The sequence below is a fragment of the Streptomyces sp. NPDC006314 genome (genome assembly GCF_040613075.1).
Taxonomy (GTDB): domain Bacteria; phylum Actinomycetota; class Actinomycetes; order Streptomycetales; family Streptomycetaceae; genus Streptomyces.
The window spans coordinates 208,381-221,936 of the sequence record NZ_JBEXRL010000002.1 but is presented as its reverse complement, the minus strand read 5'-3'; the positions used below and the strand labels follow the sequence as shown (position 1 = coordinate 221,936).

The 13,556-nt window shown below is 70.0% G+C and carries 10 protein-coding genes and 1 pseudogene; 7 read left to right on the top strand and 4 right to left on the bottom strand.

Annotated elements, in window-relative coordinates; genetic code table 11:
• Positions 1–30 precede the first annotated feature (30 nt).
• The 4 genes from mmsA to ABZ079_RS04050 all read left to right on the top strand — a co-directional run bounded on the left by mmsA (position 31) and on the right by ABZ079_RS04050 (position 5,876).
• Entirely contained in the window at positions 31–1,581 is a 1,551-nt protein-coding gene (gene mmsA, locus ABZ079_RS04065) for a multiple monosaccharide ABC transporter ATP-binding protein (protein WP_356937820.1), read from the top strand.
• On the top strand, positions 1,578–2,822 hold the full coding sequence (gene mmsB, locus ABZ079_RS04060) for a multiple monosaccharide ABC transporter permease (RefSeq protein WP_356937819.1): 1,245 nt from the start codon (positions 1,578–1,580) through the stop codon (positions 2,820–2,822). The genes mmsA and mmsB overlap by 4 nt, the downstream gene beginning before the upstream one ends.
• A 59-nt stretch (positions 2,823–2,881) precedes the next feature.
• Positions 2,882–4,036 (top strand): aldose epimerase family protein, encoded by a 1,155-nt coding sequence (locus ABZ079_RS04055; protein WP_356937818.1) that lies wholly within the window; start codon positions 2,882–2,884, stop codon positions 4,034–4,036.
• Between the two features lie 100 nt (positions 4,037–4,136).
• Positions 4,137–5,876, top strand: coding sequence for a histidinol-phosphate transaminase (locus ABZ079_RS04050; RefSeq protein ID WP_356937817.1), 1,740 nt, complete (start codon positions 4,137–4,139; stop codon positions 5,874–5,876).
• 289 nt (positions 5,877–6,165) lie between these two features.
• Here the strand turns inward: ABZ079_RS04050 and ABZ079_RS04045 are convergent, their stop codons facing one another.
• The 3 genes from ABZ079_RS04045 to ABZ079_RS04035 form a co-directional block, all read right to left on the bottom strand.
• Positions 6,166–6,816, bottom strand: a complete 651-nt coding sequence (locus tag ABZ079_RS04045) for a DUF4360 domain-containing protein (protein WP_356937816.1) — start codon at positions 6,814–6,816, stop codon at positions 6,166–6,168.
• A gap of 203 nt (positions 6,817–7,019) precedes the next feature.
• Positions 7,020–7,385: a DUF1330 domain-containing protein gene (locus ABZ079_RS04040; RefSeq protein ID WP_356937815.1), complete on the bottom strand. Its 366-nt coding sequence runs from the start codon at positions 7,383–7,385 to the stop codon at positions 7,020–7,022.
• A gap of 405 nt (positions 7,386–7,790) precedes the next feature.
• On the bottom strand, positions 7,791–8,249 hold the full coding sequence (locus ABZ079_RS04035; RefSeq protein ID WP_356937814.1) for an Rrf2 family transcriptional regulator: 459 nt from the start codon (positions 8,247–8,249) through the stop codon (positions 7,791–7,793).
• A gap of 76 nt (positions 8,250–8,325) precedes the next feature.
• Here ABZ079_RS04035 and ABZ079_RS04030 point away from each other — a divergent pair, with 76 nt between their 5' ends.
• Positions 8,326–11,295 carry a beta-galactosidase gene (locus tag ABZ079_RS04030; RefSeq protein ID WP_356937813.1) on the top strand — a complete coding sequence of 990 codons (2,970 nt, stop codon included), beginning with the start codon at positions 8,326–8,328 and terminating at the stop codon, positions 11,293–11,295.
• 15 nt (positions 11,296–11,310) lie between these two features.
• Here the strand turns inward: ABZ079_RS04030 and ABZ079_RS04025 are convergent.
• A pseudogene (locus tag ABZ079_RS04025) lies at positions 11,311–11,487 on the bottom strand (alpha-L-arabinofuranosidase C-terminal domain-containing protein); the annotation flags it as partial.
• A 204-nt stretch (positions 11,488–11,691) separates the two neighbouring features.
• On the opposite strand from ABZ079_RS04025, the gene ABZ079_RS04020 reads away from it, so the two are divergent.
• Both ABZ079_RS04020 and ABZ079_RS04015 read left to right on the top strand, forming a co-directional pair.
• Positions 11,692–12,294: a toxin-antitoxin system, toxin component family protein gene (locus ABZ079_RS04020; RefSeq protein WP_356937812.1), complete on the top strand. Its 603-nt coding sequence runs from the start codon at positions 11,692–11,694 to the stop codon at positions 12,292–12,294.
• Positions 12,291–13,523, top strand: coding sequence for an MAB_1171c family putative transporter (locus tag ABZ079_RS04015; protein ID WP_356937811.1), 1,233 nt, complete (start codon positions 12,291–12,293; stop codon positions 13,521–13,523). The genes ABZ079_RS04020 and ABZ079_RS04015 overlap by 4 nt, the downstream gene beginning before the upstream one ends.
• Positions 13,524–13,556 lie beyond the last annotated feature (33 nt).

The following is a 13,556-nucleotide window of genomic DNA, read 5'->3' as shown; positions in this document are numbered from 1 at the left end:
CCCTTTTCCTATGGATTGGAAGGCACGACCATGGCGGGACCCGTCCTGGAAATGCGCTCGATCGTCAAGACCTTTCCCGGTGTCAAGGCGCTGTCGGACGTCACCCTGACCGTCCGGCAGGGCGAGGTCCACGCCATCTGCGGGGAGAACGGCGCCGGCAAGTCCACCCTGATGAAGGTGCTCTCCGGCGTCCACCCGTACGGCAGTTACGAGGGGGACATCCTCTTCGAAGGAGAGTTCTGCCAGTTCAGGGACATCCGGGCGAGCGAGCAGCACGGCATCGTCATCATCCACCAGGAACTGGCCCTGGTACCGCACCTGTCCATCGCGGAGAACCTCTTCCTCGGCAACGAGCACGCCAGCCGGGGACTCATCAACTGGCGCGAGACGCTGCGCCACGCCACCCGGCTGCTGCGCCGGGTCGGTCTGGACGAGCACCCGGAGACCCGCGTCGCCGACATCGGCGTGGGCAAGCAGCAGCTGGTGGAGATCGCCAAGGCGCTGTCGAAGGAGGTGAAGCTGCTCATCCTCGACGAGCCGACGGCGGCCCTGAACGACGAGGACAGCGGCAAACTCCTTGATCTCATCCTGGAGTTGAAGAACCAGGGCATCACTTCGATCATCATCTCCCACAAGCTCAACGAGATCCGCAAGGTCGCCGACTCGGTGACGATCATCCGGGACGGCCGTTCCATCGAGACCCTCGATGTGAGGGCACCGGAGATGACCGAGGAGCGGATCATCGCCGGCATGGTCGGCCGCGACCTCGACCACCGCTTCCCGGAGCGCACCCCGCACCAGCCGGAGGAGGGCGCGGCACCGGCGCTGGAGATCCGCGGCTGGACCGTGTTCCACCCGATCGACCAGCAGCGCAAGGTCGTCGACGATGTGTCGCTCCACGTGCGCCGCGGGGAGATCGTCGGCATCGCGGGCCTGATGGGCGCCGGCCGCACCGAGCTGGCGATGAGCGTCTTCGGACGCGCCTACGGCCGGTACGCGGACGGCACGGTCCTCAAGGACGGCAGGCAGATCCGTACGAAGACCGTCGCGGAGGCGGTCGGGCACGGCATCGCGTACGTCACCGAGGACCGCAAGCACTACGGCCTCAACCTCATCGACACCATCAACCGCAACATCTCGCTGACCGCGCTGAAGAAGGTCGCCAAGCGGGGCGTGGTGGACGAGCACGAGGAACGGCAGGTCGCGGAGGGCTTCCGCAAGTCCATGAACATCAAGGCGCCGACCGTGTTCGAGCCGGTGGGCAAGCTGTCCGGCGGCAACCAGCAGAAGGTCGTCCTCAGCAAGTGGATCTTCGCCGGGACCGATGTGCTGATCCTGGACGAACCGACCCGTGGCATCGACGTGGGCGCCAAGTACGAGATCTACACGGTCATCGACCAGCTCGCCGCCCAGGGCAAGGCGGTCGTCTTCATCTCCTCCGAGCTGCCCGAACTGCTCGGCATGTGCGACCGCATCTACACGATGGCCGCCGGGCGGCTGACCGGTGAGGTGCCGCGGGCCGAGGCCACGCAGGAAGTGCTGATGCGCCATATGACGAAGGACAAAGAGGTAACGCGATGAGCACGGATGTGACCGCCAGGAGTTCGGCCCCCGCGCCTCCGGGCAAGAGCGGATCGGCCGCCGACGGGGGGCTGCTCGGCTTGGTGCTGAGCGGCCTGCGCGGCAACATGCGCCAGTACGGCATGCTGATCGCGCTCGGCCTGATCGTGGTCCTCTTCGCGATCTGGACCGACGGTGACCTGCTGCTGCCGCGCAACGTCTCCAACCTGGTGCTGCAGAACAGCTACATCCTGATCCTCGCGATCGGCATGATGCTGGTGATCATCGCCGGGCACATCGACCTCTCGGTCGGCTCGCTCACGGCCTTCGTCGGCGCCTTCGCGGCCGTGCTCACCGTGCATCACGGCGTGTCCTGGCCGATCGCGCTGGTGCTGTGCCTGCTGGTGGGCGCGGCGGCGGGCGCGGTCCAGGGCTTCCTGATCGCCTATCTCGGTATACCGTCCTTCATCGTCACCCTCGCCGGGATGCTGCTCTTCCGCGGCCTGACGGAGATCCTGCTCAAGGGCCAGACCCTCGGCCCCTTCCCCGACGGCCTGCAGAAGCTCGGCAACGGCTTCCTGCCCGAGGCCGGCCCGAACACCAACTACCACAACCTGACCCTGCTGCTCGGGCTCGTCCTGGTCGCGGCTGTGGTGTGGCAGGAGTTCCGGGACCGCCGCCGCCAGCAGGAGTTCTCCCTGGACGTCGTGCCGACCCGGCTCTTCCTGCTCAAGCTGACGGCCCTGGTCGCCGCGATCCTCGTCCTGACCCTGCTGCTCGCCAGCTACAAGGGCGCCCCGATCGTGCTGATCATCCTCGGCGCGCTGGTGGTCGGCTACGGCTACGTGATGCGCAACGCGGTGTTCGGCCGACACGTCTACGCGATCGGCGGTAACCTCCCGGCGGCCAAGCTGTCCGGCGTGAAGGACAAGAAGGTCACCTTCTACGTCTTCCTGAACATGGGCGTGCTCGCGGCCCTGGCGGGCATGGTGGTCGCCGCCCGTCTGAACGCGGCCTCGCCGAAGGCGGGCGTCAACTTCGAACTGGAGGCCATCGCCTCCTCGTTCATCGGTGGCGCGTCCATGAGCGGCGGTGTCGGCACCGTCCTCGGCGCCATCATCGGCGGTCTCGTCCTCGGCGTGCTGAACAACGGCATGAACCTCCTCAGCGTCGGCACCGACTGGCAGCAGGTCATCAAGGGCCTGGCCCTGCTGCTGGCGGTCGGGTTCGACGTGTGGAACAAGCGCAAGTCCGGTTCGTAAGTCAGATCGGGTCCCGCCGGTGATCCGGTGGGGCCCCTCCTTTTGCGGGAGCCGCAGCCATGGAACTGAACAGACGCACGGTCATCGCCGGAGCCGCGGCGGCCAGCCTCGCCGCCACCACCCTCGGCACGGGCACCGCCCAGGCCTCCTCCGGAGGCAGGAAGCCGGTGAAGGAACCCTTCGGCAAGCTCGCCGACGGCACCAGGATCCATCGCTGGTCCCTGGAGAACGGCGGCACCCGCCTGAAGGTCCTCTCCTACGGTGGCATCGTCCAGACCCTGGAGATCCCCGACCGGTACGGCCGCCACGCCAACGTCGTCGCGGGCTTCGACAACATCGCCGACTACGTGGCGAAGAGCCCGTACTTCGGCGCGCTGATCGGCCGCTACGGCAACCGCATCGGCAAGGGGCAGTTCACCCTCGACGGCAAGAGCCACCAGCTGTCCGTCAACGACGGCGCGAACAGCCTGCACGGAGGAGCCAAGGGCTTCGACAAGCACGTGTGGGACGTGGAGCCGTTCACCAAGGGCTCCGACGTCGGCCTGCACCTGCACTACACGAGCGTCGACGGCGAGATGGGCTACCCGGGCACGCTCAAGACCAAGGTGACGTACACCCTCACCCAGCACGGCGCATGGCGCATCGACTACGAGGCCACCACCGACAAGGCGACCATCGTCAACCTCACCAGTCACGTCTACTGGAACCTGGCCGGCGAGGGCAGCGGCACGATCGAGGACCACGAACTGCGCATCGCCGCCTCCCGCTACACCCCCACCGACTCGGGCCTGATCCCTACCGGCGAACTGGCCGAGGTCGCGGGCACCCCCTTTGACTTCCGGCACGCCAAGCCGATCGGCCGGGACATCCGCGTCGGCCATGATCAGCTGGTACAGGCCAAGGGTTTCGACCACAACTGGGTCCTGGACAAGGGCATCACGGCCGAGCCGGAGCGCGTCGCGACCCTGCGTGATCCCCGCTCCGGCCGCACCCTGAAGATCGCCACCGACCAGCCGGGCCTGCAGTTCTACTCCGGCAACTTCCTCGACGGCACCCTCACCGGCACCGGCGGCCGCACCTACCGCCAGGGCGACGCGCTCTGCCTGGAGACACAGCACTTCCCCGACTCGCCCCACCACGCCGGTTTCCCGTCGACCGTACTCCGGCCCGGGCAGACGTACCGGACGACGACGATCCACACGTTCGGGGCGTGAACCGGCTCACACGGCCGGTGAGTTGAACACCACTGCCGTGCCCTCCGTATCCAAGGGCGGCCCGTGCTCCCCCGCACGGGCCACCTGAACGGAGGTTCCCTTGTCCGGCAACGTCACCTCGTTGTTCCGCGGCACCGCCGCGCACAGCCCTTCGATGGCGGCGCTGACGCGGGAGGGCGGCGACGGGGCCGGCCCGGTGGACTTCTGCATCCCGTGCAACCCGTACTTCCCCACTCCGGCGATGTTCGACGAGATGTCGGCCCGGTTGCGCGAGATCGTCACGTACTACCCCAGCAGCGCCGACACCATCACGGCTGAGCTGTGCAGCCTGCTGCAACTTCCCCCGCAGTGCGTGGCGATGGGCAACGGCTCCACGGAGCTGATCACCTGGATCGACCACCTCCTCGTCCGTGAGTCCCTGGCGATCCCGGTCCCCACCTTCGGCCGCTGGACCGACCAGCCGATGGAGACGGGCAAGCGGGTCGACATGTTCCCGCTCCAGGAGGCGAACGGCTTCGCCCTGGACCTCGCCCAGTACGCCGAGTTCATCCGTGCCCGGGGCACGCGCGTGGCCGTGATCTGCAACCCCAACAACCCCGACGGCGGCTATCTGCGCAAGCAGGCGGTGGTGCAGTTCATGGACGCCATGGCCGACCTCGACCTGGTGGTCGTGGACGAGTCCTTCCTCGAGTTCGCCGACGCGGAGGCCGAACCGAGCGTCGTCCAGGAGGCGATGCTCCGCCCCAACGTGGTCGTGCTCCGCAGCCTCGGAAAGAACTTCGGCCTGCACGGCATACGCTTCGGCTACCTGGTCGCCAACCCGGCGCTCGCGGGCAAGGTCCGCTCGATGCTGCCCAAGTGGAACCTCAACTCCTTCGCCGAGCACGTGGTGTTCATGCTGAAGGAGCACGGCGCCGAGTACGCGCAGAGCCTCCAGCAGGTCCGCCGCGACCGTCTGGAGATGGCCAGCCAGCTCTCCGCGCTCCCCGGGCTCACGGTCTACCCCTCCCAGGGCAACTTCCTCTTCATCCGCCTTCCCGTCGGCGCCGAGGGCACGGTGGTCCGGGACCGGATGCTCACCGAGCACCGGATCCTGGTCCGCGAGTGCGGCAACAAGATCGGTTCCTCCAGCCGCTTCCTGAGACTCGTGGTGCGCCCCCAGGTCGACGTGCGTCGCCTGGTGTCCGGCCTGGAGCAGGTGCTCTACGGGTCCAGGAGGGGAGCCGCCGTACCCGAGCTGGGCACCGGGACCAGCTACAGCTCGGGTACGGCGGCCGTGGACCGGCTGATGAGTGCGACCAACGGGTCCGGTACGCGGGGGCTCGCCGCACAGGCCACCGCCGCTTCCGCTCCCGCCCCGGCCGCCGGCACCGGCATGCCGCTCCCCGCCGCCGTGCAGCCCGGCGCCGGGATGCCGATGCCGGCGGCAGCCCAGCCGGCACCCGTGCCCACGCCGACCCCGACGCCCCCGCCGACCCCGGTGCCCACGCCGATGCGGGCACCCACGCCGACGCCGGTGCCCGCACCCCTGCCGACCCAGCAGCCGATGGCACCGGCACCCACGCCACAGCCCGTACCACAGCCGTCACCGCAGCCGTCACCGCTCCCGACGCCCGCCCCCATCCCGGCACCGGTGCCGGCCCCCACACCGGTACCGGCACCCGCGGCCGCCGCCGCGCCCACCCCGCCCGGCGTCCCGGCCCGCGGCGGCCTCACCGCGGCCCAGGTACGGGGCATGACGGCCCCGGCTCCCGCCACGGGCCTGACGCCCGCCCCGGCGACGGGCTGGCCCAACGCCCAGAGCTGGCCGAACGCGGCGGGCATGGGGCAGGCGGGTTAGGCCGGCTGGGAAGGACAGCCGGTCATGTCCCCGGCCGGCGGCACACGCGGGCCGGAATCAGGCCTGCCGTTCCCGGCCGGATCGAGTGGCTGGAGCGCTGGAAACGGGGAGGAATCCCCATGCCGAGCGCCCTGGCACCACCACGGGAAAGCGCTTGTGGGTACCGAAACCCTCGTCCCGCTCATGGAGTTCGGCAACGGCGCTCCCCGAGCGATGATTTCGATCGTGGGCGGGGTGGGCCCGTGTGATCCACAGCGGGCCCACCCCGCCCACGGCAGCAGCGCCAGGGCTAGGGCCGCGGGCACTCCTTCCACGCCAGGTGGTAGACCGTGCTGATGTCCCCGTCCGTCGAGTCCATGGTCATGAAGCTGACCTTGCCCGGGGCCGACGTCCCGGCGTTCACTCTCAGTTCGGTGTTGATGTTGAAGTTGCGGAGGACACCGCAGGGCGCCCAGACCAGTTGGGCCCAGTCCGTGCTGTCGGTGGCCTGCCAGTCGTCGTTGTAGGGGCCGTTGAAGGGGTGGCTTCTCGGCACGGTGCTCGAGGAGCCCTGGAAGTAGTACGAGGCCTTCTGTGTGCCGGTCGCACCGGGCTGGAGCGAGAGGAAGCCCCGGTAGTCCACGCTGGCGACGGCGTAGGTGAAGCCCTGGGGCACGTGGACCACCAGGTTGAGCTGGCAGTTCTTACGGAAGGCCGTGGGATCGGAGTTACCGCCGGCCTGGGCCAGGTAACTGCTGTACGTCACCGTGAAGGCCGTGTTGTCCGGGGACACGGCCACGGCGGCCGTACCCGCGGGACAGCCCGAGCCGTTCACCGTCGCCACGTCGATGACGATCTTGTCCGGTGGCGGGTCGTCGAACACGGGGGACGGGGACTGAGCGGGTAGCACGGTGGTGAGGAGAGCGGCTACGGCGCCGCTCAGGAGGAGTCCACCAGCCATGGTTTCTCCCTTGTCGTCGAGTGGGGGGTGCACCTCCCGTCCACCCGTTCACCTTTGAAGAAACCGTGCGTCATCTGTGAAGGAGGAAGGGAGGCGTGGGTAGCGTAGGGAGCCCCGCCCGGGCCGGGGAGAGGGATCTCCGGCCATTCACACCGGGGTTTTCACTTGCGGTCGCCGCACAGGCGAGCCGCCGGCCCGCTCGATCAACTCCCGGAGGCGGTCCGGTCGATGGGGAACGCCGCCAGCATCGCCTTCGCGGTGGCGGTCGCGTCGTAGCCCTCGGGCACGCCGGGCACCAGGATGATGTCGCCGTCGATGTGACGCGAGCGCAGGGGCGCGATCTCCCGGTACGCGTCCGAGTCCCACCAGGCTCGTGCCTGGGCGATCGACGGGAAACCGATCACGACGACGTGTCCGGGCCAGGTGCCCTCCTTCACCTCGTGCGGGGCGCCGTGCACGAGGAAACGGCCGCCGTACGGTTCGAAGGTCGCGGTGATGCGCGCCATGTATTCGGCGACCTCCGGGTGCGGGGCGGCTTCCTGCAGGTGGGCTATCGCGTAGGCGGACATGGCTTCCTTCCGGCCGTATCGGCTTTCGACGTCCACGATCCTGCCGTCGGGGGCGGGTCGGGGTCGATGACCTGGCAGGTAATGACGCCGGCCGCCGCGCGTGTGTCGTGTCACGAGCGGCTCAGGCCGAGTCCGTCGATCCGCACCGACGGGGTGTCTCGGGTCCGCAAGGAGAGCTTGCGGAAGATCATCCGCACATGTGGTGAGGCGGTCGACCGTCGGCGGCGGCGACAGACCCCAGAAGGCTCATGAAGATCTTGTTGACGGGCTGTCCGGCCGGAGGCCGGTGGTCCCTCTTCGTCATGGGGTGGCTGGAGCGAGGCGGGCCCCTCGACGACTTCACCATCGACACCACCGCCGCCACCGTGACCTGCCCCGCCGGACACACCGTGGCTCTGCGGCCTTCTAGGGGTTCTCCCAGGCCGCCGGTTCCGCCGCCAGCGCCCGGATCGGCTCGGGGAGCGCGTCCGCCGCGAGGTCGGCGAGGGTGACGCCCTCCAGGATGCGGCGGACGTTGGCGCGCAGGGCGATCCACAGGGGCAGGAGGGGCTGTGCGGTGCCGGTGTAGGCGAGGCCCGTCGGGCGTTCGCCGCGGACGGAGACGATCGGGCCGTCGACCGCGCGGATCACGTCCGCGACCGTGATCGCCGCCGCGTCACGGGCCAGCCGGTAGCCGCCGCCCCCGCCGCGCCGGCTGTCGACGATTCCCGCGCGTCGGAGGTCGCCCAGGATCCCTTCCAGGAACTTGTGGGGGATGCCCTGTACGGCGGCGATTTCCTCCGCCTTCACCGGGCCGTCACCCTGCCGTACGGCCAGCTCCAGAACCGCCCGTACCGCGTAATCCGCCCGCGCCGAGATCCTCATGGGTCCATTGTGGGGGGTACTTCCATGGAGAATGACCGGATCCGCGCCCCCGTAAGATCGCTCGGGAGGATCCACCTTGGCGCTCAGCAGACGTACCTTCAGTTCCCTGACCGGCTCGGCCGCGCTCGGCCTCGCCCTGGGCGGCAGCGGTGGCCCCGGGGCCTCCTCGGCGTACGCGGCGCGCAGTGTGCCGACCGGCCCGGCGCCCGCCCCGCCGGGCGCCGACGGGGAGCGGCACACCATCGGGTACGACCGTTACTCCCTGCTCGTCGACGGCAGGCGCCTGGTCGTGTGGTCCGGTGAGCTGCACCCCTTCCGGCTGCCGAGCCCCTCCCTGTGGCGGGACGTGCTGCAGAAGATGCGGGCCCACGGTTACAACGCGGTCAGTATCTACGTGGCCTGGAACTACCACTCCCCCGCGCCCGGCCGGTACGACTTCACCGGCGTCCGGGACCTGGACCTGTTTCTGCGCATGGCCGCCGAGACCGGCCTGTACGTCATCCTGCGGCCCGGTCCGTACATCAACGCCGAGGTCGACGGCGGCGGCTTCCCGGGCTGGCTGACGGCGACGAAGGGCACGGCACGCACCGACGACCCGACCTACCTCTCACATGTGGACGAGTGGCTGTCACAGGTGAACCGGATCGCGTGCAGGCATCTGTTCACGCAGGGCACCGGCACGATCCTGCTCTACCAGATCGAGAACGAGTACGACTCCCACGTCACCGAGGCCACCGGCCGGAACTACATGTCCCACCTGTACAAGAAGGTGCGGGCGGACGGCATCGACGTGCCGCTGTTCCACAACGACAAGGGGCGGAACGGCTACTGGACCCCGGGGGCGTTCGACACCGGCGGGGAGAAGGGCGGTTGGCTGTACGGGTTCGACGGGTATCCGTCGCCCTCCCAGACGCCGCCGGACTGGGGGCACTACGGGCCCGGCGGGCTCAAGGGCGGCGCCACCGCCTCGCCGTCGACACCCGGGTTCGTCCCCGAGTTCGGGGGCGGCTGGTTCGACCCCTGGGGCGGGGCCTGGTTCGACGGCAAGGGGTACGCCGAGTCGCGGCGCACCCGGGACGCGGCCTACGAGCGCCGCTTCTACCTGACCAACCTCGCCAACGGGCTCACCCTGCACAACGTGTACATGACCTTCGGCGGGACCTCGTGGGGCTGGCTGCCCGCGCCGGTCGTCTACACGTCGTACGACTACGGCGCCGCGATCGACGAGGGCCGGAACGTCACCGACAAGATCGTCCCGATGCACCAGCTCGGCCATCTGCTGCAACGTGTGCCCGACTTCGCCAAGCTGGACAAGGCGGCGGAGGTGAGGGCCGAGGGCCTGAAGGTGTACCACCTGGCCAATCCGGACACCGGCGCCCAGGTGTACATCGCCCGCAACGACGGCACGAAGCCCGTCACCACCGACCTGCCGACCGACGCCGGTGACCTGCGGATCACCGTGCCCGGCAAGGACGCCAGACTGCTGACCACCGGGCTGTCGCTGGGCCGGCGGACACTGAAGTACTCCACCGCCGAGCCGGTGCTGTGCCTGACGACGGGCCGGCAGGACATCGCCCTGTTCTCGGGGCGGCAAGGCGACATGGCGGAGCTGGTACTGAAGTGCCCGGCCGAGCCGAGCGTCCAGCGGCTGGATCCGGAGGCCGCCTGGGTCTACGACCGGAACGAACTGCACGTGAACGCGCCCCTGGGCGAGGGCGGACTGACGCGGGTGCTGGTGCAGAAGGGCGAGAGCGACACTCCGCTGCTGCTGCTCTTCACCGACGACGCCACCGCCGTCCGCCTGTTCCCGTACGACACCCCGTCCGGAACCCTGCTGGTATACGGGCCGAAGCTGCTGCGGCACGCCGAAGTGCGGGGCTCGGCCGTCCACTTGACGGGTGACGTCACCGAGACGACGGGCGTGGAGGTGTGGGGGCCCCGCGGGATCGACACGCTGGTGTGGAACGGGCGCACCCTGCCCACCCGTGTCACCCTCTCCGGCAGCGTGATGACCACCGGCCTGCTGCCCGCGGCCCCCGAGGTGCGGCTGCCCGAGCTGGGCGGCTGGCGGATGGGCAGGGAGAACCCGGAGGCGGGTCCGGGTTTCGACGACTCGTCGTGGAAGGTAGCCGACAAGACCTCGTCGTACAGCACGACGGCCGTGCCGGACGGCGGACCGGTGCTGTTCGCCGATGACTACGGCTTCCACTACGGGGACGTCTGGTACCGGGGATCCTTCACCGACTCCAGGGGCCTGAAGGAGGTCTCGCTCGGCTACAGCACCGGCACCCAGGGCCTGTTGATGGCGTGGCTGGACGGTGAACCGCTGGGCACGCACCGGATGCCGGTGCCGGACAAGACCACCACCATCCGCAAGGGCAGCTGGGCGGACACGGCCGTCTTCCCGGTCCGCGAGCAGCTGCGCTCCCCCGGCCGGCACGTGCTGTCGGTGCTGGTCCGGCGGATGCAGCACGACCAGGACGGCACTGCGCTCGACACCCACAAGGTCGCCCGCGGACTGACCGCGGCCTCCTTCAAGGGGGCGTCACCCGACATCACATGGCGCATCCAGGGCGAGGCGGCCGCGGACGCGGTGCGCGGACCCATGAACAACGGCGGGTTGTACGGGGAGCGGGAGGGCTGGCATCTGCCCGGCCTCCCGGACCGGGACTGGGAGGCGGTGACCTTCCCGCGGGCCGCTCGGTACCAGGGCGTGACCTGGTACCGGACGACGTTCCGGCTGTCGGTGCCGGCCGACGTCGACGCCTCGATCGGCCTGGTCCTGGAGGACGACCCGTACCGGGCCTACCGGGCGCAGATCTTCCTCAACGGCTGGAACATGGGCCAGTACATCAACAACGTCGGCCCGCAGCACACCTTCGTCCTGCCCAACGGCGTCCTGCGCACCCGGGGCACCAACTCCCTGGCCTTGGCGGTCCTTTCGGAGTTCACCACGCTGTCCGGGCCGGGCAAGGTGAGCCTGACCCTGCTGGGCGGGGCGGCCGGAGGAGTACCGGTGACCCCGGTCCCCTCCCCCGGCCACTGAGCCGCGCCGACCGAGTCACGCCCGCCGGATCACGTTCCCGGACAGCGGCTCCAGTACGGCGGTGAGGGTGCCGTCCTCCAGGGCGGCGCCCTCGACGGTGTGCGGGGCGACCCGCTGGGGGTCGTCGAGGGTGTTGCGGGCGTCGGGGTCGGCGTCCGAGAGCGCGCTGTCTTCGGTGACGGTCGTCAGGTCCGGTCAGCAGTGCCATTGGCGGGATATCGAATGACGCTCGTGCTTCGAACGGGACCGTGGGTGCGAAGCGCTTCCGCGTCCCTGGGTTGCACACCAGCTCATAGGTGGTTCCCCGTTGAACGGCGGTCGCTGGATCGCATGACGCGGACACACCCAGGCGCGTACGCTCGGACCGGCCGCACACCGCGGTGGGAAGGGAGACCGATGAGCTTCGGGGGCGCGCGAGAGAGGGCAGCACGCCTGGCCGCACGACTGCGGCGCTCCCACCCGGCCTCGGCGATGCGCTCCCTGGCCGGCGACCTCGCCGCCGCCGTCCACGCCCGGCCCGGGACACCCGACGGCGTACGGGAGTTGGGCCGGGCACTCTGCGAGGAGATGAGCGCGCTGCGCGGCGGACGGCCCGTGGAGCTGCGCTTCGAACGGTTCCCGGACGAGATCGAGGTCACCGGACTCTGGATGGAGTTCGCCGACTTCGACCTGGTCATCGTGGAGGAGCGGGCCGAGGCCGTACAGCAACTGGTCATCCTCGGACACGAGTTGTGGCACCTGCACGCCGGGCACCGGCATCACCACCTGGCCGGGGCCGCGGCGGCCCGCGCGTTCGCCGAGACGCCCGGCTGGCGGGACATGGCGCTCACGGTGGCCGCCCGCAACGGCTCCCGGGAAGCCGACGAGGCCGAGGCCGACGACTTCGGGCACCGCCTGGCCACCCTGTTCCGCTCGCACGTGACCGGGTCGGGTGATGCCCCGCCAGGCCCCGTGCAGCGCACTCTCGGCTACCGCGGACGGGGAGGAACCGCGCGGTGACCCGGCTGGCCCTCGACCCCTCCGCACTTTTAGACGAGTTCTACATCTCCTTCTGGGTCCCCACCGTGGTGCTCACGGTCGCCCTGGTGATCAAGCTGCCCACGATCATCCGGCTGTGGCGGGACCCGCTGCTGCGTGCCGTCGGCGGACTGCTGGTGCTCGCCTGCGCGGTGTTCGTGTTCTGCACGCCGTCCACGATCGCCCGGATGAACCGGCTGACCGGCGTGCCCAACTTCGCGGCGCCCTGGTGCTACTCGCTGATCACCGCGATGTCCGGCTCCTGCCTGCTGCTGATCATCACCTGGCGCAACGGCCTGTCCGACCGCTCGGTGGCCACCCGGCACGCACTGCGCCGGGTGGCCTCGGTGTACTGCGGGGTGATCGTCGCGCTGTGGGCGCTGTTCCTGCTCGCCGACGCACCCGTGGAACGGATCCGGGATCTGGACACGTACTACGCCAACACACCCTTCATGCGCGAGGAGATCCTGCTCTACCTGGCCGCACACGGCGTGGCCTGCCTGATCACCTTCCGGCTCATCTGGAACTGGGGTCACACCGCGGGCCTGGACGCCTGGCTGCGCTGGGGGCTGAAGCTGCTGGGCGCCGGGTACGCGCTGAACCTGGTCTTCGACGGGGCCAAGCTGACCGCCGTCGTCGCGCGCTGGTGCGGGCGGGACCTGGACTGGCTGAGCACGAACCTGGCTCCGCCGGTCGCGTCGCTGTCCGCGATCCTGGTCGCGGCCGGCTTCATCCTGCCGCACGCCGGCCAGTATCTCCACGACCGCTGCCGGATCAGGCTCGCCTGCCGCGAACTGCGGCCGCTGTACCGGCTGATGCGGGCCGTGAGCGGCGAGGGCGTGCCGTTCGTGCTGCGGGCCACGCCGGAGCTGCGGCTGACCCGGCGGGAGACCTTCATCCGGGACGTGCTGCTGCCGTTGGCCCGGCACATCGACACGGGCCTCGGCAGGCGCTCGTACGACGCCGCGCTCGCCCTCGGCCATCCACCCGACCGGGCGCGGGCGCTGGCCGCGGCGGTGGGCATTCTGGACGCCGTCGAGAGCAGGGCCGCCCACGCGCCGGAGCCGGCGGCCGGGCCCGACCCCACGAGCCTCCTCCAGGAGATCGCCGCGATCTCCCGCGCCCTACGGCGCCGTGAGGACGTCGCCGAAGTCCGGGCACGGGCGACGACGAGCGTGACAGAGATCAGCCATCAGCCCCGTGTCGCGTGAGGAGAGCGCTGGGTGCCGTTTCGGCGGGAGGAC

Bases quoted from the DNA above. Each gene is read 5' to 3' on its own strand.
- mmsB (WP_356937819.1), top strand. From the start codon at position 1,578: ATGAGCACGGATGTGACCGCCAGGAGTTCGGCCCCCGCGCCTCCGGGC.
- mmsA (WP_356937820.1), top strand. From the start codon at position 31: ATGGCGGGACCCGTCCTGGAAATGCGCTCGATCGTCAAGACCTTTCCC.
- ABZ079_RS04035 (WP_356937814.1), bottom strand. From the start codon at position 8,249: ATGAGGATCTCGGCGCGGGCGGATTACGCGGTACGGGCGGTTCTGGAG.
- ABZ079_RS04045 (WP_356937816.1), bottom strand. From the start codon at position 6,816: ATGGCTGGTGGACTCCTCCTGAGCGGCGCCGTAGCCGCTCTCCTCACC.
- ABZ079_RS04040 (WP_356937815.1), bottom strand. From the start codon at position 7,385: ATGTCCGCCTACGCGATAGCCCACCTGCAGGAAGCCGCCCCGCACCCG.
- ABZ079_RS04055 (WP_356937818.1), top strand. From the start codon at position 2,882: ATGGAACTGAACAGACGCACGGTCATCGCCGGAGCCGCGGCGGCCAGC.
- ABZ079_RS04020 (WP_356937812.1), top strand. From the start codon at position 11,692: ATGAGCTTCGGGGGCGCGCGAGAGAGGGCAGCACGCCTGGCCGCACGA.